Below are 22,946 nucleotides of genomic sequence, written 5' to 3'. Positions count from 1 at the left end.
GGGCTGGGGTGGGGGCCAGCGCCCCTCAAAGCGACGCTGCCTATTCGGCTTTGTCCTGCCCTTCGGCCTCCGCGGCGGCGGTGTTCAGTGCCTTGATGAGCGCGGCATCATCCAGCACGGTCGATTCATTGTCGATGCTGTTGCCCGTGAGTTTGTCCGTGCCGGCAATGGTGTTGAGCGCGGTCACGTATGCCCCGTCCAGTGCTGCGGTCACGCCGAAAGCAGATGCAGGCAAAGGTGGTGCGGACGGCACACCGGTCATCGTCAGCGTGCCGTTGGTGTAGACGACGTTGTAACCCAGGGCCGACGCCAGCGTGCCCCGCATGATGGCATGCGTGGGGCCGGTCGTGGCGGCACCTGTGGGCGCCGACAGCGCGCCGCCCAGCGCAGTAGCCGCGGTGTCGCCCGCCACCAGGCCGCTGTTGACGGTGTAGGTGAGCGCCGGGTCGGCGCCGCCGTATGCCTTGCTCACGTTGTCGCCGCTCACGTTGAGCGTCGGCACAACGCTGTAGACAAAGCGGTTGCCGGTGAGAGAAGTCATCGACGCATCGGTGGGCGCGTTGGCCGCAAAGCTACGGCCAAAGGCATTGCCGGTGGAGACCAGGCCGCCCAGGGTGCTTGCCGTCGGGTCGGTTGCGTAGACGAGGAAGCGGCCTGCGCCGGGAATGAGCGCACCCGCTCCCGCGTTGTTCACAAAATTTCGCCCGGTGGCCAGCACCAGTGAATCGTTGGTCGCGCTGCCGGAAGTGACGCCGTTGTTCAGCGTGAGGTCACTGGCCGCGCCCGTAGTGCGCACCAGCACTTTGCCGGTAGCGGTAAGGCCCACAGTGTTGACGGTGCCGACAGACAGCGCACCTGCTTGCGAGTACTCGGCATTGCCGGTGCTACCGGCCAGCGTCGTCACCGCATTGCCTGCGTTGTTGAGCGTGTGCGTGCCAGTGCCCAGCAGCTCCAGGCCGGTGGCGGTGATGGCCGCGGTTTGTGTGCTGGTGCCGGCGGTGCTCAGCGTCAGCTCGCTGGCCGTCAGCGCGCCATTGATGGCGATGTTGCCGGCGGTCGTGGTCAGCTTGAACTTGTCCTGCGCATTGCCGAACGCACTGTCAACGGTGATGCCAGCGCCCGATGAGACGCTGACTGTCTGCACGGAGCCAGCATCGGTGCTGATGGCGAGGTTGCTGCTGCTCAGCGCATTGGCGGCGGTGAGGCTGATGTCGCCCGCGGCGGCCGTGGTCGCCAGGGTTTGCAGGCCTGTCACATTGGTGCCCAGCGTGATGGCGTTCATGGCATTCGCGTTGAGCGTGGTGGCACTGATGTTGTTGGCGGCGCCGTTGGCATCAAGAATGGCACCGGCCGCGGCGCCTAGGGTGACCGAGCTGCCGGCCACCGTCTTGACCGCGAGGTTGCCGGCCCCGTTGATGCTGACGTTGACGGCGCCCGTGGCGCTGATGTTTTCCACGGCACTGTTGCCGAGCAGGCCCAGGTTGACCTGCGAGCCGGCGCCGTTGACCACCGCAACGATGGGGCCGGCCGCTGAAATACTCAGGGCGTTGGCGGCGCTGTTGCCTATGCTGCCGTTGCCCGCCTCCAGGTAGATCGAGCCGCCGTTGGCGTTCATCAGGTGCGACCCGGGAGATGAGGGGGTTGGCGTATTGATGCCGCCCGTGGCCACAAGGCTGATGGCGGCGGTACCCGCAGTCGTGCCTGTGGCGTTGTTGTTATTGGAAAAGGAGCCCGCTCCCAGGGTGATGGAGCCGGTGTTGGCGATGTCGATGCGGCCGACGCCGTTGATGTCGGCCAGGAAGCTGACGTTGGCGGCGGTGTTGCGAAGGGTGATGCCGCCTGATGTGCCGTTGTTGAGGCCGCCGAAATTCTGGATCCGGTTGCCCGTGTTGGCCAGCGTCATGCCCCCGAAGCTGCTGGCCTGGAAGGTATTGGCGACGATGGCCTGGGTTTGCGACAGGGCGCCGCTGCTGGTCAGCGCAACAAACCCGGTACCGGAGTTGGTGATGCCGGCCGTTCCGTCAACCGTTCCCACAGACAGCGCAGAGGCGGAGCGGACCTGGAAATTGCCCGTGCCGTAGGCCCGTCCGCTGACCTGGCTGATCTGGTTGCCAGTATTGGCCAGGACGACGCTTCGTGCATTGGCGTTAAGGTTGGCGACGGTGATGGCCGCCGTCTGGGTGATCGAGCCCGCGATGTTGTCGTTGATCAGGCTCAGGGTCGGCGAGCTGGCCAGGTTGATCGCGCCGCCGGTGTTGCCGATGGCGATGCCGCCGGTGTTGGCGATGCGGCCGATCGCGATCGCCGACGCGGTGATCCGGTTGAGCTCATCGTTGCTCAGGTTCATGGCGGCGGTTTCAGACGCCCCGCCAAGCGTGATCGGCCGGAAGCTGCTGTTCGTATTGATCGTCACCCTGCCCGCGCCCGCGTTGACGGCGCTGCCGATGTTGACACGCTCACCGCGCAGCGCGATATCCCCGCCCCCGCTGCCGATGCCGGTGCCGTTGATGTTCAGGTCAAAGTTGGTGGCCGGCGAGGCCGGCGCCATACCCGACCCGAGCAGCGACATGGCCGCGCCGTTGGAGTTGATGCTGCCGCCGGTCAGGCTCAGGCCCTGGGAACCGGCAGCGTGTACCACCGCCGAATTCCCGCGGCCGTCCATGGTGATCGCGCCGGTCGAGCTGAGGCTGCCGCCCGCCATGGAGATGCCCGTGAACGTTGCCGTTGTCGAGAGGCCCTGCCCAGCACCTGAAACGGAGAGCCCGCCCGTGCCCGCGATCAGGTCGGCGCCGGCATCGACCAGGATGCCGATGCCGGTCGTGCCATCGTCCATATCAGCGACGCCGTCGAGCAAGATGCGACTGGCTGCGCCGGACTGCAGCTTGCCTTTTGCAATGATGCCCTTGGTATCCGCGGCGGCGGCGAGGGCACTGAGCATCTGGCCCCTGACCTCCACGTTGCCGCCGGTGCTGGACACCTCGGAGCCGGTGCCCAGCTCAACGGCGACGCTGTGGGCCGTCGAAGTGGTGTGTGCATTGCCGGTGACGGCGATGTTGCCCGTACCCGTGACCTTGGCCAGTGAGTCCAGCCGCACCCCGCGGGCCGCCTGGGCAATGATGGTGCCCCAGCCCGACTCGCCGATGATGGTGACGGTGCCGGCGCCGCCTGCGACGTTGGAGTTGGCGATGGCCACGCCTGCCGCCGAGCCGCTGGCGGCGACAGCAGCGGCGCCGCCGCTCTTCAACTTGCCGGTGATGCCTATGGTGCCACTGCCGGTGGTACTGACGTTGGTCTGTGTGGCCCCGCTGTTGACCAGCTCGACCGCGTGATTGCCTGAATTGGTATTGGATGCGTCAATGCTGATGTTTCCGCTGCTGGTCAGGCTGCTGCCGGCCAGCTTGATGGCTGAACTGGCGCTGTTGATGTTGGCATTGGCGCTGATGAGGGTGGCACGGTCCAGCAGCACGCCGTACTGCGCTGTGTCCGCCGTGATGCCGTTGATGGTGAGGACGCCGGTGCCGGCGTTCACCGTGCTCTGGGACACCAGCACGCCCGAGTTTCCGGCCTGGCCCGCTCCGGTCAGCGAGATCGCCCCTCCGGCAGTCTGCACAGCCGCGTTGCTGATATCCAGCGCGCCTGCGGAGTTGACGGTGATCGTGCCGGCGCCGCCCGTCACGGCGAGCCCGGAGCTCTTGATGGATTGGGACGCCGAGGCTGTGTTCACGTTAATCGTGCCGCCGCCGGAGACCTTGAAGGTCAGGGCGGTGCCGTCTCCGCTGCCCGTGAGGTCTATGCCGGTGCCGCTTGCCCCGGTGGTCTTGATGATGAGGTTCAGGCCACTGGGCATTTCCACATCGGCGTTGGAGAAGTTGCCCGTCACGTTGATCGAATCCGTGGCCTGGATGGTCATGTCGGAACCCGCGGCTTCAAGCGTGTCCTCGTAAATGGTGTTGGCCGCCGCACCATTGCCGGCCGCAATGGTCATCGTGGCCGGGTCCAGCAGCCAGTTGCCGTTCTTGCCTTGTGGCGCCCGCGTATTGACCCTGAAGCTTGGCAGGATCCTGAAATTCGCGGCGCTGGTTTCGATAAAGCCGCCGTCACCGCCGTCGGGCGCGCTGGCATCCAGCGTGCCGCCGATATGGACCATGCCGTGTTCCATGTCGCCGATCAGCATGATGCGGCCGGCCTTGTTGGCAAGGGTCTTCGCTTCAATGATGCCGGTGTTGTTCACCGTGGCGGATGTGAGGCTGTCGATCGCTTTCGCGCCCAGCAGCACCTGCCCGCCGTCGGCCTTGATCAAATGCTTGTTCTCGGCCAGTGCATTGATCGCGCCCTGGTCGATGCTGTAGCCCAGCAGGCTGCCGTTGTCGAGGTTCAAGGTGACCTTGTTGCCAGCGGCAAGCAGCGCAGTGCCCAGCGTGGCGGTCATCACACCTTCGTTGCGCACTTCGGGGGCCAGCAGCGCCAGGTAGCCGCCCTGCCTTGTATTCAGCATGCCCTGGTTGACCACCGAGCCACCGGAACCGGTGAACACGTTGTTGCCGGCCATGAAGTCGGCATTGCTCATGTTCAGGGTTGATGCGACAAGGCCACCGACATTGACATGGGAGCCGGCGCCAAACAGCACACCGTTCGGGTTCAGGATAAACACCTGGCCGTTGGCCGTGAGGCTGCCGAGCAGCTCGCTGGGGCTGCTACCGATGATGCGGTTCAACGCAATGGCCTGCGCGTTGGGTTGGTTGAATACCAAAGCCTCATTGGCACGGGTGGACAGTGAAGTCCAGTCAATCGCCAGCCTCTGCGTCGCCTGGTTGATGGTGGTGACGTTGCCCGCGGTGGCGACGGTGCCTGCACCGGCGACGACCGCCGCATTGGCAGCATCTGCAGCATGCGCCTGCGGAACCATAAGGATGAGAGAAGACAGAACACCGAGAGCCGCCTTGCAGACGGCGTTAAGTGTGAACCCGCTACCACCTTCGCCCCCATACCCGCCATCACCTTGATGAACCGAACTGCAATCCACACTTGAGCGAACCGAGCCGCCCTTGCTTTTGCCTCTGGCGTTCTCAGCCACAGCCACCCACAGGCTCAGGGCGGTGTTCCAGACGAGGCGGTAAATACGGTTCATGCTGGCGTGGCTTTTCATGGAAGCTTTCGTTGACGGGCGGGACTTGCAGCGAACCAGGTTGCTCGCCGATCAGTCGGGCCAGCGCCCCCCGGCTGTTGTGGAACGCCTGCCTGACCGGCCGTCATCGTACGAAACACGAAAGCCGCTGTCTGTCGCACATATTCGCTACACCCAGATATCTTCAGGGGCCGCTCCCGGACACAATATTGGACCTAAGACCAGCAGAAATAGGCGCCAATCGCTATAAAAAGAATAGCGTATGGATCTTCCGGGCGACATGATCACCGGCACCAACGGGACAGCGAACAGACCTTGCCGGTGACCAGACACCGGTTACCGGCTTGCATGTAGAACAAACAATCTACACAAATAGCGAGTCGTGCGACCGAAACCGTCGCAAAATGTCGCCTGATGAATGCACCTCCCGCTGAACAGGACCTGCCCGTGATCCACGTCGCCATCGTCGAGGACGATCCGAGCTTTCGCGGGGCGCTGAGTCGCGTGGTGCAGGGCGCTTCCGACATGCGCCTGGTGGGCGCGGCGGGCACCCGCGCCGAAGGCTTGCAGATGCTCAAGCAACCGCCGGCCGATGTGCTGCTGGTTGATTTGGGCCTGCCCGATGGCTCAGGCATCGACGTGATCCGCGCGGCTTCCCAGCAGTGGCCGGGTTGCAGCATCATGGTGAGTACCAATTTTGGCGACGAGACGCATGTGATGCAGTCGATCGAATCCGGCGCTGCCGGCTACCTGCTGAAAGACAGCTCACCGCTGAAGATGGTGGCCGAGATCCGCAGCCTGGCCAGCGGCGGCAGCCCGATCAGCCCCATCATCGCCCGGCAGGTGCTGGCGCGCTTTCGCCGCAGCACCGCAGCGGGTGCCGGCACAACGCCCGCCGATATCGACGCGTCCTCGCGGCTGTCGGCGCGCGAAAAGGAAGTGCTGGACTACATCACCAAAGGTTTCACCGCGGTGGAAATTGCCAGGCTGATGGAGTTGTCGCCCTTCACGGTGCGCACTTTTGTGCGGCGCATCTACAGCAAACTCAAGGTCACCTCCAAGGCGGAAGCGATTTACGAAGCCAGGCACCAGGGCATTCTGTCGCAGTAGTTGCCCGTGCGCATGCCCTTTTCCTTTTATTACCACCGGCTCCTGCGTTTTTCGCCCCGCGTAGCGCTGCTGGCAGCAGCCGCGGTGCTGACGGGTCTTGTCGCCTGCGACTCTGCGGACACCCGCGCGGGTGATTCCCCCAGCGCAGCGGCCCTGCATCTCACCCAGGCTGACTGGCAGGTGCAAACCGATGCGGGCTTCACCTCGCCACCGCTCACCCTCGACGGCCAAACCCTGCTGGACCACTGGCAACCCGTTGCGCTGCCGCACGCCTTGCCCATCTCGGTGCTGGGACAGGCCCGGGCTGCAGCATCCGCCGGTGTGACACCCGTCACACGCACCAGCTGGTTTCGACTGACCGTGCCGCCGGTCCCGGCATCGTCCGCGCCGCTGGCGCTGTATGCGGCCCGCGTGCGCACCGACGGCACCCTCGCGGTGTATGCCGACGGTCACCTGATCCACACCGCACAGCAGCAAGGCCCCTTATGGAACAGCCCACACACGCCGCTGTGGGTGCTGCTGGAGAAATCACCGGACGGACGACCGCCGCGCGAGATCACGCTGCGCATCGAGCACACGGCTGCGACGCAGGTGGCGCTATCGTCACTGTGGCTGGGCCCGGTGGATGCCATCAGCTGGCGCTACCACGGCCGCCAATGGCTGCAGCAGGAATTGCCGGGCATGTTCAGCTCGGCTTTCCTCGCGGTCGGCATCTTCGCCTTGCTGGTGTGGTTGCGGCGCCGGCATGAGCCGGGCTACCTGCTGTTTTTTGTGCTCGCGGCCATGTCCTTCATCCGGGGCCTGCATTTTTATGTGAACTTCCCGATTGCCAACGACTGGTTTGCCTGGTTCACCGTGAACTCGCTGTTCTGGCTGGTCACGGTGGTGCACTTTTCAATCGGCCTGCTGCACCGGCGCCGGCAACTGTGGCTGACGCGGGCACTGATCACCGCGTCCGTGCTGATGGCCCTGCTGACCCTGCCCCTGTGGCCGGCCCTGCCCAACACACCGAGGACCACGCCCATGCTGTATGTGGTGGCCGCACTGATGGGCGTGAGCGTCAGCGTGGCGGGCATCGTCAACGCCTGGGGGCGCTCGCGCGACGCCATGGTGGTGGCCATCGGGACGGTGCTGGCCACGCTCTTCAGCGCGACCGACTGGTTGGTACAGAACAATTTCATCAGCCCCGAAAACTGGTATCTGGGCCCGCATACCAACGCGATCACCTTCAGCGTCTTCGGTTACGTGATGTACCGCCGTTACACCGGCGCGATTGCGGAGGTCGAGCAGGTCAACGCCAGCCTGGCCGAGCGCCTGCGGGCGCGCGAAGCCGAACTTGAAGCCAGCCACCGCAGCCTGCGCGAGATCGCCCAGCAGCAGATGCTGAGCGACGAACGCCAGCGCATGATGCAGGACATGCACGACGGCTTGGGCTCGACGCTGATCAGCGCCATCCGCTCCGTCGAAGTCGGCGGCATGAGCGACGAACGCGTGAAGCAGACCCTCAAGGACTGCATGGACGACCTGAAGCTCGCCATCGACTCGATGGAGCCGGTTGAAGCCGACCTGCTGCTGCTGCTGGCCACGCTGCGTTTCCGGCTCGAGCCCCGGCTGGAAGGCACTGGCATCACGCTGCTCTGGGAAGTTCAGGAACTCCCCGCGCTGGACTGGCTGGACCCTTCAAGCGCGCTGCACATTTTGCGCATCCTGCAGGAGGCTTTCGCCAACATCCTCAAGCACGCCCAGGCCAGCGAAATACGCGTAACCACCGCCGCGGGCGACGGCTGGGTGTGCGTCGGCATCACCGACAACGGCAGGGGCTTTGCGGTGGAGGAAGCGCCAGGCAACGGCGGCAAGGGCCTGGCCAACCAGCGACGCCGCGCGCAGGCCATAGGTGGTGATGTGGCGTTTGAATCATCGGCAGCCGGCACACGGCTGACCTTGCGCCTGCCGGAAAAGCGCCTCGCTACCATGTGATTCCGCCGATTGCAACAAAAGCGTTAACGCCGTCATCCGCCGATACGCTGTTGTCCGTCTTTCCGGCGACAAGGCCGGAATTCCGTGCCGCACGGCATCCCAAACTGTCCCTAGATATGGGGACACGCAATGGCCCGGCCTTGAAGCAAAATGGCAATATTTCCGGCCGTCCGCTTCCCGTCCCGCGGGTAGGACGTCCAGGCATGCACAAAGCATGCGCCAACGCAGGAACCGACATGCAGCCCAGTCCCAGCCCGTCCCAGATCCACGTGGCGCTCGTGGAGGATGACGTCCACTTCCAGAACGCCATCGTGGCCGCCATCGCGGCCTCGCCCGACATACGCCTGATGAGCCTGGCCAGCACGCGCGCGCAGGGCCTGCAGTCGCTGCAAAGCGCGCCCGCCGATGTGCTGCTGGTTGATTTGGGCCTGCCCGACGGTTCGGGCATCGACGTGATACGCGCGGCGCACGCGCAATGGCCGACCTGCGCCATCATGGTGTGCACGGCCTTTGGCGACGAGGCGCATGTGCTGCAATCCATAGAGGCCGGCGCATCGGGCTACCTGCTCAAAGACAGCGAACCCGAGAACATGCTGCACGAGATCCGCAGCCTGCACGGCGGCGGCAGCCCGATCAGCCCGCTGATCGCGCGGCAGATCCTGATGCGCTTTCGCGCCGCGCCTTCGGTGGCGCCGGCTGCCACGCCGGCGGCGGCACCGATCCAGGCCGCCAGTGAACAGGCCGCGCTGTCCAGCCGCGAAAAAGAAGTGCTGGAACTCATCACCAAGGGCTTTACCGCCGACGAGATCGCCCGGCTGATGCAGGTCTCGCAGCATACGGTACAGACCTATGTGCGGCGCATTTACAGCAAGCTCAATGTGAATTCGCGGGCCGAAGCGATTTATGAAGCCAGGAACCAGGGCATTCTGGCGGCCTGAGCTGCGCGAAGGCATGCTTCGCTGGCTGCTGCTGTGCGCCTGGCTGCTGGCTTGCGGCCCCGCCGCCTGGGCCGCGGGGACTGTCGTGCACTACACCCAGGCCGAGATGCTGCGTGAAGAAGCGGCAAGCTTCAAGCCGCTGGCCGCCACGGTCGACGACAGCGCCCTGCCCGGAAGCTGGACCCAGGTGGCATTGCCGCGCGTGATTGAAACACCGGCGGCTTCGGATACCGGCAAGCGGCCGGTGGTCACCACCTGGCTGCGCATTCACCTCGATGCACTGCAGGGCAGCAAAGGCCCCACGCATTTCTACCTGATACGCTGGCTCGCGGCCGGCCAGATCGCGGTGTATGCCGACGGCCGGCTGCGCTTCCGCTCCACCGGCAGCCCGGTCTGGAACCTCTTCAGCCACCCCGCGCTGCTGCTGCCGCTGAACCTCACCGCCGACAGCCCGCCGCCGAAAATCCTGTTGATACGCCTGGACAGCCTCCCCTCACCCGAAGCCGGGATTTCCTCCTTCTACGCCGGCGACTCCGACAGCCTGGTCGAGATGGCCGCCAAACGCGACTGGCTGGCCAACCAGCTGCCCTTTATGTGCAGCGCGGCCTTCCTCGCGGTGGGGCTTTTTTCGCTGGCCGTCTGGGTGGTGCGGCGCCAGCCCGCCAGCCTTTACCTGTTCGCCATGGCGGTGCTCAATGCCACGCGCCGCTGGCATTTCCAGCTGGGCCCCGAAAAACTCATCGTCAGCGACGCCTGGTTTATCTGGCTGACCCTCAATGCGCTGATGTGGCAGTCGCTGGTCACCCACTATTTCCTGCAGTTCCTGCACGGCCGCGCCATGCCCCGGACCAGCCGCGTGATGCTGGCAATGGCCGTGGTGTTTTCCATCGTCACCCTGCCCTTTGCCTCCGTCTTCCCCAGCCTGCTCGCGCTGCGGCCCTACGCCCACCTGCTGCTGATCAGCATGGCCACGGTCATCGCGGTGATTGGGTTGTGGCATTCCTGGCGCAGCCGCTCGCTGGACGCCAGGATGCTGTCGACCGCCTTTTTTTGCAACTATGCGTTCGGTGTCTACGACTGGGCCCGCCTCAAGTACGTGGTCGACCTGGAGAGCTACTACCTCACGCCTTACGCGGCCATGCTGCTGTTCGCCGTGTTTGTCGTGATCATGTTCCGCCAGTACGTAGGCGCCCTGGCCACGGTGGAGCAGCTCAATACCGGGCTGGAGGAAAGCCTCAAGAACCGCGAAACCGAACTCGCGGCGAGTTACGAGAGGCTGCGCGAAGTGGAGCAGCGCGAGGTGCTGAGCCAGGAACGCCAGCGCCTCACGCAGGACATGCATGACGGCCTGGGCTCCTCGCTGGTCAGCGCGCTGCGCGTGGTGGAAGCCGGGCGGCTCGGCGAGGCCGAGGTCGCCGAGGTCCTCAAGGGCTGCATAGACGACCTCAAGCTGACCATAGATTCGATGGAGCCGGTCGAGGCCGACCTGCTGCTGTTGCTGGCCACGCTGCGCTTTCGCCTGGGGCCGCGCCTGGCCGGCGCCGGCATCTCGCTGCGCTGGGAGGTTTCCGACGTGCCGCCGCTGGACTGGCTGAACCCGCGCAACGCACTGCACATACTGCGCATCCTGCAGGAGGCCTTCACCAATACCCTCAAACACACCCACGCCACGCAGATCAGGGTGATGACGGGCGCCGAAGACGGTTATGTCAGCGTCATCATCGCCGACAACGGCGGCGGCTTCTCCGTCGAACAAGCCCTGGCCGGCGGCGGCAAAGGCCTGGCCAACCAGCAGCGCCGCGCCCAGGCCATAGGCGCGGAGCTTTTGCTGCACTCTTCTGCGGCGGGCACCACGCTGACGCTCAAGCTGCCTGAAAAGCGCCCGTAACGGGCAAGGGCTTGGGTGCGCGGCCCGCCAGTGCTTTACACCGCATCTTCATAATCGCGGCATAGCCCTTGGAGCCTACACGCCGCCATGAACCTTTTTTTACGATCAAGCATTCTCTCCGCCCTGCTGTGCTGCGCCTTCGCGCAAGCCCAACCCGCCGGCCCCAACCCCGCTACAGCCCATCCGATTGTGGGCACCTGGAGCTGGACCCTGCCCGGCAAGACCTGCACCGAAACCTGGCAATACCGCGCCGACGGCAGGCGTCTGGGCACCAGCGGCGAGGAAGTGACCCAGGGCGACTACCAGGTGCCAGCCAAGCCCACGACGACGGGTTTTTATCCGGTGACCGAAACCGTGACGCAAAGCAACGGCAAGCGCGACTGCTCGGGCGACCTGCATACAGAGGGGGATGAAAGCGTGATCCGCTTTATCCAGTTCAGCCCCAAGCAGGACCAGTTCATTGTCTGCAAGGCCGCTTCGCTCGAGGCCTGCTTCGGGCCGCTCAAGCGCGTGCAATGACACGCCCGCGCTTAGCAGTCGCTGATCAGTGACTGCAACACACCGGGCGCGAAATGCTCGGTGATGTAATCGGCCAGCCCGTCAAACACCGAGTCCAGCGTGGGCACGGCCGCACCGAACAGGGCCTTGAGCACGCGCGGGTCCTCAAACATGCCGTGCAGATACAGGCCCAGCACATTGCCGGCCTGGTTCTGCCAGGCCAGGCCTTCGGGCATCACTGCCCGCGCGATGTCGCCGGCCGCCGCCATGGCCGTATGCGGTGCGGTCTGGCCGTGGTGGATTTCATAGCCCTGCACGCCCACGCCCGACAAGCCGGCCCATAGCCCTTGCAGCGGCGTGAAGGCGGCCTGCCGGTGCCGCACGGTCTTGGCTTCGTCAAACACGGTGACCACCGGCAGCAGGCCCAGGCCGGGGGCATTGCCGTCTATACCGTGCGGGTCTATCAGCGCCTCGCCCAGCATCTGCAGGCCGCCGCAAATGCCCAGCACGGCGCCGCCGCGGCCGGCGTGCGCGGCCACGGCCTGGTCCAGCCCCTGGGCGCGCAGCCAGGCCAGGTCGCCGCTGGTGTGTTTGGAGCCGGGCAGGATCACCCAGTCGGCACCCATGAGATCGGCCGGACTGCGCACCCACTTCAAACGCACGCCGGGCACATTCTTGAGTGGCTGGAACTCATCGAGGTTGCTGATGCGCGGATAGGCGATCACCGCAACGGTTCGGGTCACAGCGCCGGAAGCCACGCTGCGGTCGTCGAAGACACCGTCTTCCTCGGGCAGACCGTGCTGCCACCACATGGGCAAGGTGGCTACCGTGGGCACTCCGGTCATGTCCTGCAGCATCTGCGGGCCGGGCGCCAGCAATTTGGCATCGCCCCTGAATTTGTTGAGCACAAAACCCTTGATGCTGCGCCGCTCGGCTTCGTCGAGCAAAGCCCAGGTGCCGTAGAGATGCGCAAAGGCACCTCCGCGGTCTATATCGGTCACCAGCAGGCAGGATGCATGGGCGTGCTGCGCGGCGCGCATGTTGACGATATCGCTGGACTTGAGGTTGATCTCGGCGGGCGAGCCCGCGCCCTCCATCACCACCACGTCGTTCTCGGCGATCAGCTCATCGAGCGCGCGTGACACCACGGGCCAGACCGAAGCGCTGCGGCCGCGCCACTCCATGCGCGAGAGCTCGGCATTGACCTGGCCCATCAGCACGACCTGGCTTTGTGTGTCTTTTTCGGGCTTGAGCAGCAAGGGGTTCATGCGCACGTCGGGCACAGCCCTCGCGGCCAGGGCCTGAAAGTATTGGGCGCTTCCTATTTCGCCTTCAGAAACCACCCTGGCGTTGTTGCTCATGTTCTGCGCCTTGAAGGGCGCCACCTTAAGCCCCTGGCGCGCGTAGTAGCGGCACAGCGCGGTGGTCAGCCAGCTTTTGCCGGCGCCGCTGGTGGTGCCCAGCACCATGACACTTTTTGCGCTCATGAATTGGTTTGGCGGAGTTGTTGCCATGCATTGTGCAGCGCATCCTGCACGGCGGGCGGCTGCACGCCCAGGCGCACATGGCCTGACAGGCCAAAGGAGGTGGTGTCGCGCAGTTTGATGCCCTGGGCGCGCAGTGCGGCCAGCGCCTCTTGCAGGCCCAGGCCTTGGGGCAAGGCCGGCTGGGCGCAGAAGAAGTTGGCCTCGCTGGGCAGGCAGCGCCAGCCCAGGGATTCGCAGACTGTGATTTGCCTGGTCTTCCATTCGCGCAAAGTCTTGAGGCTGGCGGCCAGCCAGTCCTGTGCCTTATGACCGGCCCAGGCCTGCAGCATGGCCTCGCCATGCGCGCCCACGGGCCAGGAGGGGCACAGCTGCTCCAGCGCGGCGGCGCTGCCCTCTTGCCCCAGCGGTGCAATCGCATAGGCCGCGCGCACGCCGGTCAGGCCCAGCGCCTTGTTGGGTGTCCAGAGCTGCCAGGTCGTGTTGAATTGTCGGCTCGTTAATGTGGGCACGGCGCTGAGCCGCAAAGGCTCGTAGGCACGGTCCAGCACAAGCAGGGTTTGGCGGCCATCGGCCAGCGCGCTCAAACTTTCCTGCGCGGCCCCGAGCGGACTGGAAGGCTCGCAGGCCCACAACAGTTGCGCATCACCGGGCTTGTTGACCGTAGCAAGGCCATGCGCGGCAGCCGCCTGCGCGTAATCGCCATAACTGAGCGGCGGCAGCCAGACGGTGCGCACGCCCTGCCCGGCCGCCAGGGCCGTGACACGAAAGATAAATTCGCTGGCGCTCGCGGCCAGCAGCACACGCGCCTCGTCCACGCCATGAAAAGCCGCGAGCCGCGCGCGCAAGGCCGTGTAGCCGGCGTCGGGATAACGTGTGGCGTCCGCCTGCTGCACGGCGGCCAGCGCCGCGGGGCATGGCCCGCAGGCATTGCTGTTGGTCGAAAAGTCATGCAACGGCACGCCCAGGCCATCGGGCCCGCCGTGGATGCGAGACGGCCTGGCGCTCATGCCGCCACCATCGCGGCCAGCAGCATCGCTGCCATGGCAAGAAAAAGCTGGGCAAACACCGCCTGGGCGGCCAGGCCCTGGGCCAGCGCAGTGTCCGCCGCCTCCGGCGGCCGCCCCAGGGGGTTCAGCGTGTAGACGCCCGGCTTGCCCAGCGAAACACCGAGCGCCAGCGCCATGGCCGCCATGGGCCAGCCGCTGTTGGGCGACGGTGTCTTGCGCGCTTCGCGGCACAGGGCATAAAAAGGCAGGCTGCGTGCGGCCAGCGCGAGCAGCAAGGCCGTGAGGCGCGCCGGCAGCCAGGACAGCACATCGTCCGCGCGCGCCGCCCATTTGCCGGCCCACTCCCAGTGCTTGCCCCGGTAAACGCCGCGGTAGCCCCACATGGCATCGGCGGTGTTGGCAAAACGGTAGACGGCCGCACCCGGCAGGCCGAACAGCACAAACCAGAAGATGGGCGCCACCACCGAGTCATTGAGGTTTTCGGCCAGCGATTCAATCGCGCTTTCGCGCACCTGGCTGGCGCTGAGTTGCGCGGTGTCACGGCTCACCAGCCACGAGAGGCGCTCGCGCCCGGCCTCCAGCGACTGGGCCAGTGCCAGTTCCACTGCGCCGACTTCTTCGCGCAGCATGCGCCAGGACAGCATGCACTTGAGCAGCCAGGCCATCAGCAGCACCAGCAGCACGCTGTCTATGGCGGCCTGCCAGGCCGGCGCCGCGGCATAAGCGGCCAGTTGCCAGAACACCAGCGCCTGCGCGCCCCAGGCGATGGCACCCACCAACGCCGCGCCCAGCCACCAGGCGAGCGCGCCCAGCACAAATGCCGCCGGCGGCGCGCGGCGCACCGTCACGCTGCCGCAGGCCTTGAGGTAATTGCCCATCCAGACCACCGGGTGCACGGGCGAAGGCGGCTCGCCCATGTACTTGTCTATCCACAGCGCCAAGCCCAGGGCCAGCGCCATGCAGCCGGCGGCATAAGGCAGGCTGAGCAAAAGGTAGAGGCCGGTCCAGGCCATCATGGCGCTTCTTGGCAAGAAGGCGCGGCACCCCAGAGGTCCTCAAACACCATGTCGGCCAGCGGCGCGCGGCGCGCCCACTTCTCGGCCTGCAGCATGGGCTGCTCGTAAAAGGCCTGCACCGGTCCGAGGCAAAGCACGGCCACCGGCTTGCTGCCTTCGGGCATGCGCAAAAGCGCGGCCAGCTGTTGCGGATCGAAGATGGACACCCAGCCCATGCCCAGCCCTTCGGCACGGGCCGCGAGCCAGAGGTTCTGGATGGCGCAGGCCGCCGAGGCCAGGTCCATCTCGGGCAGGGTGCGACGGCCGAAGACATGCTGCTCGCGGCCCGGCGGCAAAGCCACCACCAGCACCTCGGCGGCGTCCAGCACGCCCTGCACCTTGAGTTTCATGAACTCGTCTTCGCGCTCGCCGAGGGCTTTGGCCGTGAGCACGCGCTCCTGCTCAATCAGCGCATGCACGCCTTCACGCAAGGGCCGGCTGCGCACACGTATAAAACGCCAGGGCTGCATAAAGCCCACGCTGGGCGCATGGTGCGCGGCCGACAGCAGCCGCTGCAGCAACTCGTCGGCCACCGTGCCGCCGCTGAAGTGGCGCATGTCGCGCCGCTCGTGGATGGCGCGGTACACCGCGTGCTGCTCGGCGGCGCTAAAGGCGTGAGCAGGCACGGCCGGATCGACCGGGCCCGCCCCGACGGTGGACACAGAACCCGCCGGAGCACTCACTGCGGAGCTTGCACGGCGACCGCTGCGGGCGCATCGGCGCGCTGCAGCGCCGCCAGCAAAGCCGGGCGCACCCAGCGCTGGAAAGCCCATCCGCCCGCCAGCCCCAGGCTCACCCAGAACGTCAGAGACACCCAGGTGGTGGCCCAGATGAACTGCGTACCCAGCTGTTCGAGCGCGGCGTGGGCTTCAGGGCCGAAGCCGGCCAGGGCATCGCCCTGCAGCTTGGGCGCGCCCACCACAAAGGGCAAGGCCAGCAAGGCCGCGGCTACCAGCCAGCGCCAGGACGCGCGCGAGAAACCGGCCACGGCGCAGGCGCCGGACGCACTAGCCACCGCCAGCACCCACCAGAGCTGGCGGGCCTGCAGGGGCGCGGCCTCCATGCCCGGCACTTCCGCGTGCAGGCCCAGCGAGGGCCAGAGGTGAAAGCTCAGCCAGCCGGCCGCCGCCACCACGCCGGCCAGGCGCAGCGAAGCCAGCGCGGTACCGCGCCGGTAAAGCCATATACCCATGACCGCGAACAGCAGCAGCGCCATGCTGAAGGCGTGCAGCATGTTGGCCACCCAGCTCCAACCGGTGCGCTCGGCGCCGTTGGCGGGCTCCCATTCCTTGGCGGCGCCTTGCGGATGCTCATGTTCATGAGGCGCGGTGCCTGCGGCGTGCACATGGGCTGCGGGCGCTTCGGCCGGCTTGGGGGCCTCGGCCTTTTGTTCCTCATACACCTCGGCCGCCAGAATCAGCGGAGCGGCCTGCCAGCGCTGCACGCCGGTTTGCAGGCTGCCCACCACCACCGCGGTGGCCAGGGCCGCCCAGATCAGTCGTTGAAAAATCATGGATGTCTCCCAGGAAGGGCTGCTCAATGGCAGGGTTTGACGGTGATGTGGCGCACGTCGTGCGCGGCGTTGTGGGCAAGCGGGCTTTCGGCAAAAGCCACGCCGTACAGGACGACCAGGCCGAGCGCGGCGGCGCCCAGCAGCGGGCGCAGCACGGCCAGGCCGGGGTTCAGGACGTCGGAAGGGCTGTGGGTCAGCGTTGTCGGTTCGGTCATGGCGATCTCCTTGGGTTGGCAGGGTTGGTGGGTGAAAAAAGAAACTTGATGCAAACGTAATGGATTCGGCCCGTCATGTCGAGCCCAGGCCGACAGGGGGCAGCCGGGCGAGTATGCCGCCGCGCAGGCGCTCGGGCCGAGTGTTGCGGGCCAGGTTGCCGTCGGCGCTGTGCTTGTGCAGCTGCGCGCAGGCAAGCACCTGGGCCGCGGTCTCAGCGTCGGAAGGCAGGTCGCCGAAGTAATAAGTGAACTTGCCCGGGGCCTGCAGCGTCACGGTGCAGGCGCGGGAGCATCCGCTCATGCAGGCCTGGCCGCGCAATTGCAGGCCTTCGTGCTCGCCGGTGTCCAGCTCGCAGACCAGCAACGCGTCCTGCACGGCTTCGAACAGGGTCAGGCCGTGGGCGGGCAGCTCGCGCGAGGCGCCGGCCGGGCGGCAGGTGGTGCAGACAATGATTTCAGTATCGGGCATTGGTGTGGGAAGGTTCAAGTCGGTAAGTGATTCATTCATGCGGCGGGCAGCGCCAGGCGGTGCTCGGCGCCCCAACGGGCCGCCCAGGCGGCGCAGCGGCCCAGGGGTTTGCTGGCATCGTCAAAGTCCACGATCACCAGGTGTTGCGCGGCCGGCGGCAGTGGCTGCTCCAGCGCGCGGCCGTCGGTCAGCAGCCACAGCCAGCATTCGGTGGGGCCGCTCTTGCGCACAGTGCGCTGCAGCAGCCGTTCGGCCTGCACAAGCGCCTGCGCCAAAGGCGTGCCACCACCGCCGCCCACGGGACGCAGGCGCTGGCTGCCGGCGGCGCGCGCCGGGCCGGGCGGCAGCAGCAGCTCCACGCCCTGCCCGCCAAAGCGCAGCAGCGCCACTTCGTCGCCCAGGCGCGCGGCCTGCTCGATCATGAACGCGGCATGGCCCTTGGCCAGGGCCAGGCGGCCGTGCCGGCGCATGGAGCCCGAGGTGTCGAGCACGATGCAATGCAACCGGCTGGGGCGCAGGGCCACGGGCTGGCGGCGCAGGTGCTCGCGCCGCAACGCTTCAGGTCCCTTGGCAAGCAGCGTGGGCAGCCAGGCGATGGCGGCGCTGCGCTGCTGCGCACCGGGCGTTGCGCTTGTTGTGAGAGGCGTATGCGGTGGAGGCCATCGCCAGCTGCCGGCCCCCTTGCGCGGGCGGCGGCTGCGATGGCCTAGGCTTTTTTTGGCGGCCACCCCGCTATCGCCTGGACCTTGGTCGTGCCTTCGGGCTGAGCCGGCAGCGCGCCCCAATCGCCTTGTGGGGCGGATGCCGCGGGCGGCTTTTCTTGCGGGCGCTCAGGAGCTTGCGGGGCTTGTTGCGCCGGGCTGCCAACACTGGGTGGCTGCGCCGGGTTGCCCTCGGGCCGGCGGTGCGCCAGCGCGAGTTCAGCCACAGCATCCACATCGGCCGGCGTGACTTCGCCGCGCCCTTCCAGCGCCGCCAGCGCGCGCGCGGCGCGCAGCATCACCAGGTCGGCGCGCATGCCGTCCACACCGGCCTCCATCGCCCAGGCCGCCGCATGCTGCAGCACCTCGTCGGACCAGGTCAGGCGCGGCAATGCTTCACGCGCCGCGACCAGCGCGGCGCTGAGGGCGCGTTGTTGTTCCGCATGCTGCGCGCCCATGGCCTCGGGGTTTTCGTCAAAGCCCAGGCGGGCGCGCAGGATGGCGCTGCGCTGCGCGGCATCCACCGGGTTGGCCAGCACCAGCGACAGGCCAAAGCGGTCCAGCAGCTGCGGGCGCAGCTCGCCCTCCTCCGGGTTCATGGTGCCCACCAGCACAAAACGCGCGGCGTGCTGGCGCGAAATGCCGTCGCGCTCCACCGTGTTCACGCCGCTGGCGGCCGCGTCCAGCAAGGCGTCGACCAGCGCGTCCGGCAGCAGGTTGACCTCGTCCACATACAGCACACCGCCGTGGGCGCGCGCCAGCAGGCCAGGCGCCAGGCGCACCCGGCCGTCGCGCAGCACGTCCTCCACATTGAGCGTGCCCACCAGCTGCTCCAGGCTGGCGGCCAGCGGCAAGGTGACAAAGGGTGCACCGGGCAAGAGCGCCGCCAGCGCGCGCGCCGCGGTGGACTTGGCCGTGCCGCGCGGGCCGCTGATCAGCACGCCACCTATGCCCGGGTCTATGGCCGCCAGTTGCAACGCGCGTTGCAACTGCGGCTGGCCGACCAGCGCGGTAAACGGAAAGGCCGCGCGCGTAGCGGGCTCGAGAGGGATGTTCAGTTCAGGAGTATTCATGCCAGGGGTCCTTCTCCATGTTCTTCAAGCCGGCGCTCCAGCGCCAGCAAATGATCTTCAATGCGCTCGCGGTGCTCGCCCGGCGACTCCCACAGGCCGCGCTGCATGGCTTCCAGCAGGCGCTCGCCAATGCTGCGCAGGGCCAGCGGGTTGTGCTGCCGCAAAAATTCGCGGTTGGTGTCGTCGTGCAAATAGGCCTGGGCCACCAGCGCGTACTGGTGGTCGCCCACCACGCCGGTGGTGGCGTCAAAGGCGAACAGGTAGTCCACCGTGGCCGCCATCTCGAACGCGCCTTTGTAGCCGTGGCGGCGCACACCCTCCAGCCACTTGGGATTGACGGCGCGCGAACGCACCACGCGCGCCACTTCCTCGCCCAGCGTGCGTATGCGCGGCGCGCCCGGTACGCTGAAGTCGCCGTGGTACAGCGCGGCGGGCTCACCCACCAGAGCTTCGACTGCAACCGCCATGCCGCCCTGGAACTGGTAGTAGTCGTCCGAATCGAGCACATCGTGCTCGCGGTTGTCCTGGTTGTGCAGCACGGCGTCCAGGCCGGCCAGGCGCTGCTCGAAGCTGCCGCGCGCAGCCACGCCATGCCCGCCCTGTCCGTAGGCAAAGGCTCCCGCGCGCAGATAAGCCTGGGCCAGGTCGGCGCCGTCGCTCCAGCGGCCGCTGGCCATGACTTCCTGCAGCCCGGCGCCGTAGCCGCCGGGGCGCGGGCCGAAGATGCGCCAGCTGGCTTCGCGCTCGGCCGCCTCGGCGCTCAGGCCCCTGGCTTGCGCGTCAGCCGCCTCGCGCCGCACGCGGGCACGGATCGGGTTGACTTCGTCGGGCTCGTCCTCTTCGCTGATCGCGGCCACGGCACGCACCGCGGTGTCGAACAGGTCGATCACGTTCGGAAAGGCGTCACGGAAGAATCCCGACACACGCAGGGTCACATCCACGCGCGGCCGATTCCTGATGGCCATGGGCAGCACTTCGATGTCCACCACACGGCTGCTGCCGTCGGCCCACTTGGGCCGCACGCCCAGCAGCGCGAAGGCCTGGGCGATGTCTTCGCCGCCGGTGCGCATGGTGCTGGTGCCCCAGACCGACAGGCCCAGGCAGCGCAGCATCTCGCCGTGGTCCTGCAGGTGGCGCTCGACCACACGCTCGGCGGCGGCCGCGCCCATGGCATAGGCGGTCTGGGTGGGCACGGCGCGCGTGTCCACCGAATAAAAGTTGCGCCCGGTAGGCAGCACGTCGGGCCGGCCGCGCGAGGGCGCGCCGCTGGGGCCGGCCGGCACAAAACGGCCGGCCAGGCCGCGCAGGCACTGGGCAATCTCCTGCGGGCCGCAGGCGTCCAGGCGCGGGCGCAGCACAGCGCGCATGCGTTGCAGCACGGGGGCGGTATTCGGCCAGCAAAGATTCCGTTCGCCCTGAGCCTGTCGAAGGGCTTCGACAAGCTCAGCCCGAACGGGATCGCTACAAACGGAATCTTCAGGCTGGATCACACAGTCCTGCACCAACTGCCGGGACAGCAGTTCCAGACGCTCACGCGTATGGCCGGCATGGCGCCAGGCGTCATCGCTTTGCGCTTGCAGCACGGCGGGACGCGGGCCGTTCCACGGCGCTGACCATTCGGGACTCAGCGCATTAAAACCCTCGACGCCTTCGAGCTGCAGGTCCTGGGACAGCGCCGCAAGCAGGCTGCGCTGGCCGGCGGCCGCACCGCCCGGAAAACGCGCCAGCGCCACCAGCGTGTCGACCTGCTGGCGGCCCTGGGGCGATGCGCCCAGTATGTGCAGGCCGTCGCGGATCTGCGATTCCTTGATCTCGCAGAGGTAGGCGTCCAGGCGCTGCAGCAACGCCTCGCGCCCCGCATCGTCGGCGGGTTTGGCAAAGCCCAGGTCGGCATGCAGGCCCTCCGCGAGCACATGCGCCAGGATGTTCTCGCGCAGGCGCCGCGCGCGCCGCGGGTCCAGCGACAGGGCCTCGTAGTACTCGTCCATCTGCCGCTCCAGCTTTTGCAGCGGGCCGTAGGTCTCGGCACGCGTGAGCGCCGGCATAAGATGGTCGATGATGACGGCCTGCGTGCGGCGCTTGGCCTGGCTGCCCTCGCCGGGGTCGTTGACGATAAAGGGATAAAGGTGCGGTAGTGGGCCCAGGATGGCATCGGGCCAGCAGGCCGCGCCCAAGGCCACACTTTTGCCGGGCAGCCATTCGAGGTTGCCGTGTTTGCCCACGTGCACCACCGCGTCGACCGCAAACTGGCGGCGCAGCCAGAAGTAAAACGCCAGGTAGTTGTGCGTGGGCACCAGGTCGGCATCGTGGTAGGTCGCCACGAGGTCCAGGTCGCGGCCGCGGGCAGGCTGTATGCCGACAAACACATGGCCCAGGCGCAGGCCGGAGACCATAAAGCGGCCGCCGCGCACCATGGGGTCCCGCTCGGGCGAGCCCCACAGCGCGTTGACGGCATCGCGACTGACCGCGTTCAGGCGATTGAAATCCTGCAGGTAGTCCGCCATGGCCAGGCTCTGCCCGGCGGGACGCACGGGGTTGGCGTCCAGGTTGTTGGTCACGCCCGCTACCAACGCGGCAATCAAGGCATCGCCGCCTTCGGGCAAATCGCCCGTGGCGTAGCCTGCATCGCGCATGGCACGCAGCAGGGCCACGGTGGAAGCCGGAGTGTCCAGGCCTACGCCGTTGGCCAGGCGGGCATCGTCGTTGGGATAGTTGGCCAGCACCAGCGCCACGCGCTTGTCGGCATTCGGCTTGTCGCGCAACATGCACCAGCGGCGCGCCAGCCCAGCCACAAAAGCCATGCGTTCGGGCTCGGGCTGGTAACGCACCACGTCCACCTCGGTACGTTCGCAGCGCCAGGCCAGGCCCTTGAAGCTGATGGCGCGCGTGCCTATGCGGCCGTCCACTTCGGGCAGCACCACCTGCATCGCGAGGTCGCGCGGCGCCAGGCCGTGCGGGTCGGCCTGCCACTGTTCCTGCGAGCAGCCCGCGGTGATCAACTGCAGCACCGGGGCATCGCCGGCCAGGGGCTCCATCTGCGCACCCTGCACGCTGTCCACGTCGTCACCGTCGAGTGCGGTGATGGCGAAGCTGGTGGCATTGAGCACCACACCCACCTGGTGCTCGGCGGCCAGCGAGCGCAGCAGCGCGAGGCTTGCGCGGGTTTTCAGCGAGTCCACGGCCAAGGCCACAGTATTGAGGCCCTCGGCGCTGAGTGCGGCCAGCATGGCATCAAACACCGCCGTGTTGCCGGCCTGCAGATGGGCGCGATAAAACACCAGGAGCGCGGCGGGTGCGCCGTCCCGCCAAGGAGGACTCTCCAGCGGCTGGTAGACCATGGCGGGCGGCAGCACTTCGGGCGGCGCGGGGCGCGCGCCCAGGCCGAAGGCGGCATGCCCTATCAGTTCAAAAAAAGTGCGCGCGTTGTCACGGCCGCCTTCGCGCAGGCAGCGCCAGAGCTCGCGGCAGTCTTCATGCGGGGCGGTGCTGCGCAGCAGCAGCTGCAGGTCTTCGGCGGCATCGCCCGAGAACAAGGCCAGCCATTGGCCGCGCACGCCCGCCAGTTCGCGCACCCTCTCCACCACATAAGCCCAATCGCTGGCGGCCCCCAGGTGGTCTATCACCACCACACGCGCATGCTGCAGCACCTCGTCGACGTACATGTCGGCCGAGGCGGGCTGGCGCAGCCACATCAGGTTGGCCAGGCGCACCGCGGGAAAACCATCGGGCAACTGCTGCGCCGCATCGGCCAGCAAGGACAGCGTGGTGTCGGCCGCGCTGAGCACCACAATCTCGCCCGGCGTCTGCTCCACGCGCACCACACCCTGGCCACCGTCTTCAACGTGGCCGCCGGGGCGGGTGGAGAGCAGATGCATAAAGCGCTTCCGTGT

The 22,946-nt window shown here is 67.1% G+C and carries 16 protein-coding genes and 1 pseudogene; 5 read left to right on the top strand and 12 right to left on the bottom strand.

The window, feature by feature from the left end:
* Positions 1 to 40 precede the first annotated feature (40 nt).
* Complete coding sequence (locus tag ACEN8I_RS19220) at positions 41 to 4,906, bottom strand: beta strand repeat-containing protein (protein WP_413330179.1); 4,866 nt, start codon at positions 4,904 to 4,906, stop codon at positions 41 to 43.
* Positions 4,907 to 5,035: 129 nt separating this feature from the next.
* Positions 5,036 to 5,128 (bottom strand): annotated as a pseudogene (locus ACEN8I_RS19215) (ESPR domain-containing protein); the annotation flags it as partial.
* Positions 5,129 to 5,539: 411 nt separating this feature from the next.
* Between ACEN8I_RS19215 and ACEN8I_RS19210 the strand changes: the two are divergent.
* From ACEN8I_RS19210 to ACEN8I_RS19190, 5 genes are all read left to right on the top strand, one after another.
* Positions 5,540 to 6,235 (top strand): response regulator, encoded by a 696-nt coding sequence (locus tag ACEN8I_RS19210; protein ID WP_413330175.1) that lies wholly within the window; start codon positions 5,540 to 5,542, stop codon positions 6,233 to 6,235.
* Between the two features lie 12 nt (positions 6,236 to 6,247).
* Positions 6,248 to 8,212, top strand: a complete 1,965-nt coding sequence (locus tag ACEN8I_RS19205; protein WP_413330174.1) for an ATP-binding protein — start codon at positions 6,248 to 6,250, stop codon at positions 8,210 to 8,212.
* A gap of 236 nt (positions 8,213 to 8,448) precedes the next feature.
* Positions 8,449 to 9,150, top strand: a complete 702-nt coding sequence (locus tag ACEN8I_RS19200) for a response regulator (RefSeq protein ID WP_413330173.1) — start codon at positions 8,449 to 8,451, stop codon at positions 9,148 to 9,150.
* On the top strand, positions 9,116 to 11,038 hold the full coding sequence (locus ACEN8I_RS19195) for an ATP-binding protein (RefSeq protein ID WP_413330172.1): 1,923 nt from the start codon (positions 9,116 to 9,118) through the stop codon (positions 11,036 to 11,038). Before ACEN8I_RS19200 ends, ACEN8I_RS19195 begins: the two co-directional genes overlap by 35 nt.
* A gap of 87 nt (positions 11,039 to 11,125) precedes the next feature.
* Positions 11,126 to 11,557, top strand: coding sequence for a hypothetical protein (locus ACEN8I_RS19190; RefSeq protein WP_413330171.1), 432 nt, complete (start codon positions 11,126 to 11,128; stop codon positions 11,555 to 11,557).
* Positions 11,558 to 11,568: 11 nt separating this feature from the next.
* Here the strand turns inward: ACEN8I_RS19190 and ACEN8I_RS19185 are convergent, their stop codons facing one another.
* From ACEN8I_RS19185 to cobN, 10 genes are all read right to left on the bottom strand, one after another.
* On the bottom strand, positions 11,569 to 13,023 hold the full coding sequence (locus ACEN8I_RS19185; RefSeq protein WP_413330170.1) for a cobyric acid synthase: 1,455 nt from the start codon (positions 13,021 to 13,023) through the stop codon (positions 11,569 to 11,571).
* A complete protein-coding gene (locus tag ACEN8I_RS19180; RefSeq protein ID WP_413330169.1) occupies positions 13,020 to 14,030 on the bottom strand; it encodes an aminotransferase class I/II-fold pyridoxal phosphate-dependent enzyme in 1,011 nt (336 codons plus the stop codon). Before ACEN8I_RS19180 ends, ACEN8I_RS19185 begins: the two co-directional genes overlap by 4 nt.
* Positions 14,027 to 15,046: an adenosylcobinamide-phosphate synthase CbiB gene (gene cbiB, locus ACEN8I_RS19175; RefSeq protein ID WP_413330168.1), complete on the bottom strand. Its 1,020-nt coding sequence runs from the start codon at positions 15,044 to 15,046 to the stop codon at positions 14,027 to 14,029. The genes ACEN8I_RS19180 and cbiB overlap by 4 nt, the downstream gene beginning before the upstream one ends.
* Complete coding sequence (bluB, locus tag ACEN8I_RS19170) at positions 15,043 to 15,711, bottom strand: 5,6-dimethylbenzimidazole synthase (RefSeq protein WP_413330178.1); 669 nt, start codon at positions 15,709 to 15,711, stop codon at positions 15,043 to 15,045. The genes cbiB and bluB overlap by 4 nt, the downstream gene beginning before the upstream one ends.
* Before the next feature lie 53 nt (positions 15,712 to 15,764).
* A complete protein-coding gene (locus ACEN8I_RS19165) occupies positions 15,765 to 16,598 on the bottom strand; it encodes a CbtA family protein (protein ID WP_413330167.1) in 834 nt (277 codons plus the stop codon).
* Between the two features lie 23 nt (positions 16,599 to 16,621).
* Positions 16,622 to 16,813 carry a CbtB domain-containing protein gene (locus ACEN8I_RS19160; protein WP_074575189.1) on the bottom strand — a complete coding sequence of 64 codons (192 nt, stop codon included), beginning with the start codon at positions 16,811 to 16,813 and terminating at the stop codon, positions 16,622 to 16,624.
* Between the two features lie 73 nt (positions 16,814 to 16,886).
* Positions 16,887 to 17,321, bottom strand: a complete 435-nt coding sequence (locus ACEN8I_RS19155) for a DUF1636 family protein (RefSeq protein WP_413330166.1) — start codon at positions 17,319 to 17,321, stop codon at positions 16,887 to 16,889.
* On the bottom strand, positions 17,318 to 18,010 hold the full coding sequence (locus ACEN8I_RS19150) for a vWA domain-containing protein (protein ID WP_413330165.1): 693 nt from the start codon (positions 18,008 to 18,010) through the stop codon (positions 17,318 to 17,320). The genes ACEN8I_RS19155 and ACEN8I_RS19150 overlap by 4 nt, the downstream gene beginning before the upstream one ends.
* Complete coding sequence (locus ACEN8I_RS19145; protein ID WP_413330164.1) at positions 17,989 to 19,056, bottom strand: ATP-binding protein; 1,068 nt, start codon at positions 19,054 to 19,056, stop codon at positions 17,989 to 17,991. The genes ACEN8I_RS19150 and ACEN8I_RS19145 overlap by 22 nt, the downstream gene beginning before the upstream one ends.
* Positions 19,053 to 22,931: a cobaltochelatase subunit CobN gene (gene cobN / locus ACEN8I_RS19140; RefSeq protein WP_413330163.1), complete on the bottom strand. Its 3,879-nt coding sequence runs from the start codon at positions 22,929 to 22,931 to the stop codon at positions 19,053 to 19,055. The genes ACEN8I_RS19145 and cobN overlap by 4 nt, the downstream gene beginning before the upstream one ends.
* Positions 22,932 to 22,946: the final 15 nt, after the last annotated feature.

It is taken from the genome of Polaromonas sp. CT11-55 (assembly GCF_047303325.1).
Classification (GTDB): domain Bacteria; phylum Pseudomonadota; class Gammaproteobacteria; order Burkholderiales; family Burkholderiaceae_C; genus Polaromonas.
This window is presented reverse-complemented; position numbering and strand designations above follow the sequence as displayed.

What these genes read in the sequence shown, in the direction of transcription:
- ACEN8I_RS19220 (WP_413330179.1), bottom strand. Translation starts at nt 4,906, where the DNA reads ATGGTTCCGCAGGCGCATGCTGCAGATGCTGCCAATGCGGCGGTCGTC.
- ACEN8I_RS19210 (WP_413330175.1), top strand. Translation starts at nt 5,540, where the DNA reads ATGAATGCACCTCCCGCTGAACAGGACCTGCCCGTGATCCACGTCGCC.
- ACEN8I_RS19205 (WP_413330174.1), top strand. Translation starts at nt 6,248, where the DNA reads ATGCCCTTTTCCTTTTATTACCACCGGCTCCTGCGTTTTTCGCCCCGC.
- ACEN8I_RS19200 (WP_413330173.1), top strand. Translation starts at nt 8,449, where the DNA reads ATGCAGCCCAGTCCCAGCCCGTCCCAGATCCACGTGGCGCTCGTGGAG.
- ACEN8I_RS19195 (WP_413330172.1), top strand. Translation starts at nt 9,116, where the DNA reads ATGAAGCCAGGAACCAGGGCATTCTGGCGGCCTGAGCTGCGCGAAGGC.
- ACEN8I_RS19190 (WP_413330171.1), top strand. Translation starts at nt 11,126, where the DNA reads ATGAACCTTTTTTTACGATCAAGCATTCTCTCCGCCCTGCTGTGCTGC.
- ACEN8I_RS19185 (WP_413330170.1), bottom strand. Translation starts at nt 13,023, where the DNA reads ATGAGCGCAAAAAGTGTCATGGTGCTGGGCACCACCAGCGGCGCCGGC.
- ACEN8I_RS19180 (WP_413330169.1), bottom strand. Translation starts at nt 14,030, where the DNA reads ATGAGCGCCAGGCCGTCTCGCATCCACGGCGGGCCCGATGGCCTGGGC.
- cbiB (WP_413330168.1), bottom strand. Translation starts at nt 15,046, where the DNA reads ATGATGGCCTGGACCGGCCTCTACCTTTTGCTCAGCCTGCCTTATGCC.
- ACEN8I_RS19165 (WP_413330167.1), bottom strand. Translation starts at nt 16,598, where the DNA reads ATGATTTTTCAACGACTGATCTGGGCGGCCCTGGCCACCGCGGTGGTG.
- ACEN8I_RS19160 (WP_074575189.1), bottom strand. Translation starts at nt 16,813, where the DNA reads ATGACCGAACCGACAACGCTGACCCACAGCCCTTCCGACGTCCTGAAC.
- ACEN8I_RS19155 (WP_413330166.1), bottom strand. Translation starts at nt 17,321, where the DNA reads ATGAATGAATCACTTACCGACTTGAACCTTCCCACACCAATGCCCGAT.
- ACEN8I_RS19145 (WP_413330164.1), bottom strand. Translation starts at nt 19,056, where the DNA reads ATGAATACTCCTGAACTGAACATCCCTCTCGAGCCCGCTACGCGCGCG.
- cobN (WP_413330163.1), bottom strand. Translation starts at nt 22,931, where the DNA reads ATGCATCTGCTCTCCACCCGCCCCGGCGGCCACGTTGAAGACGGTGGC.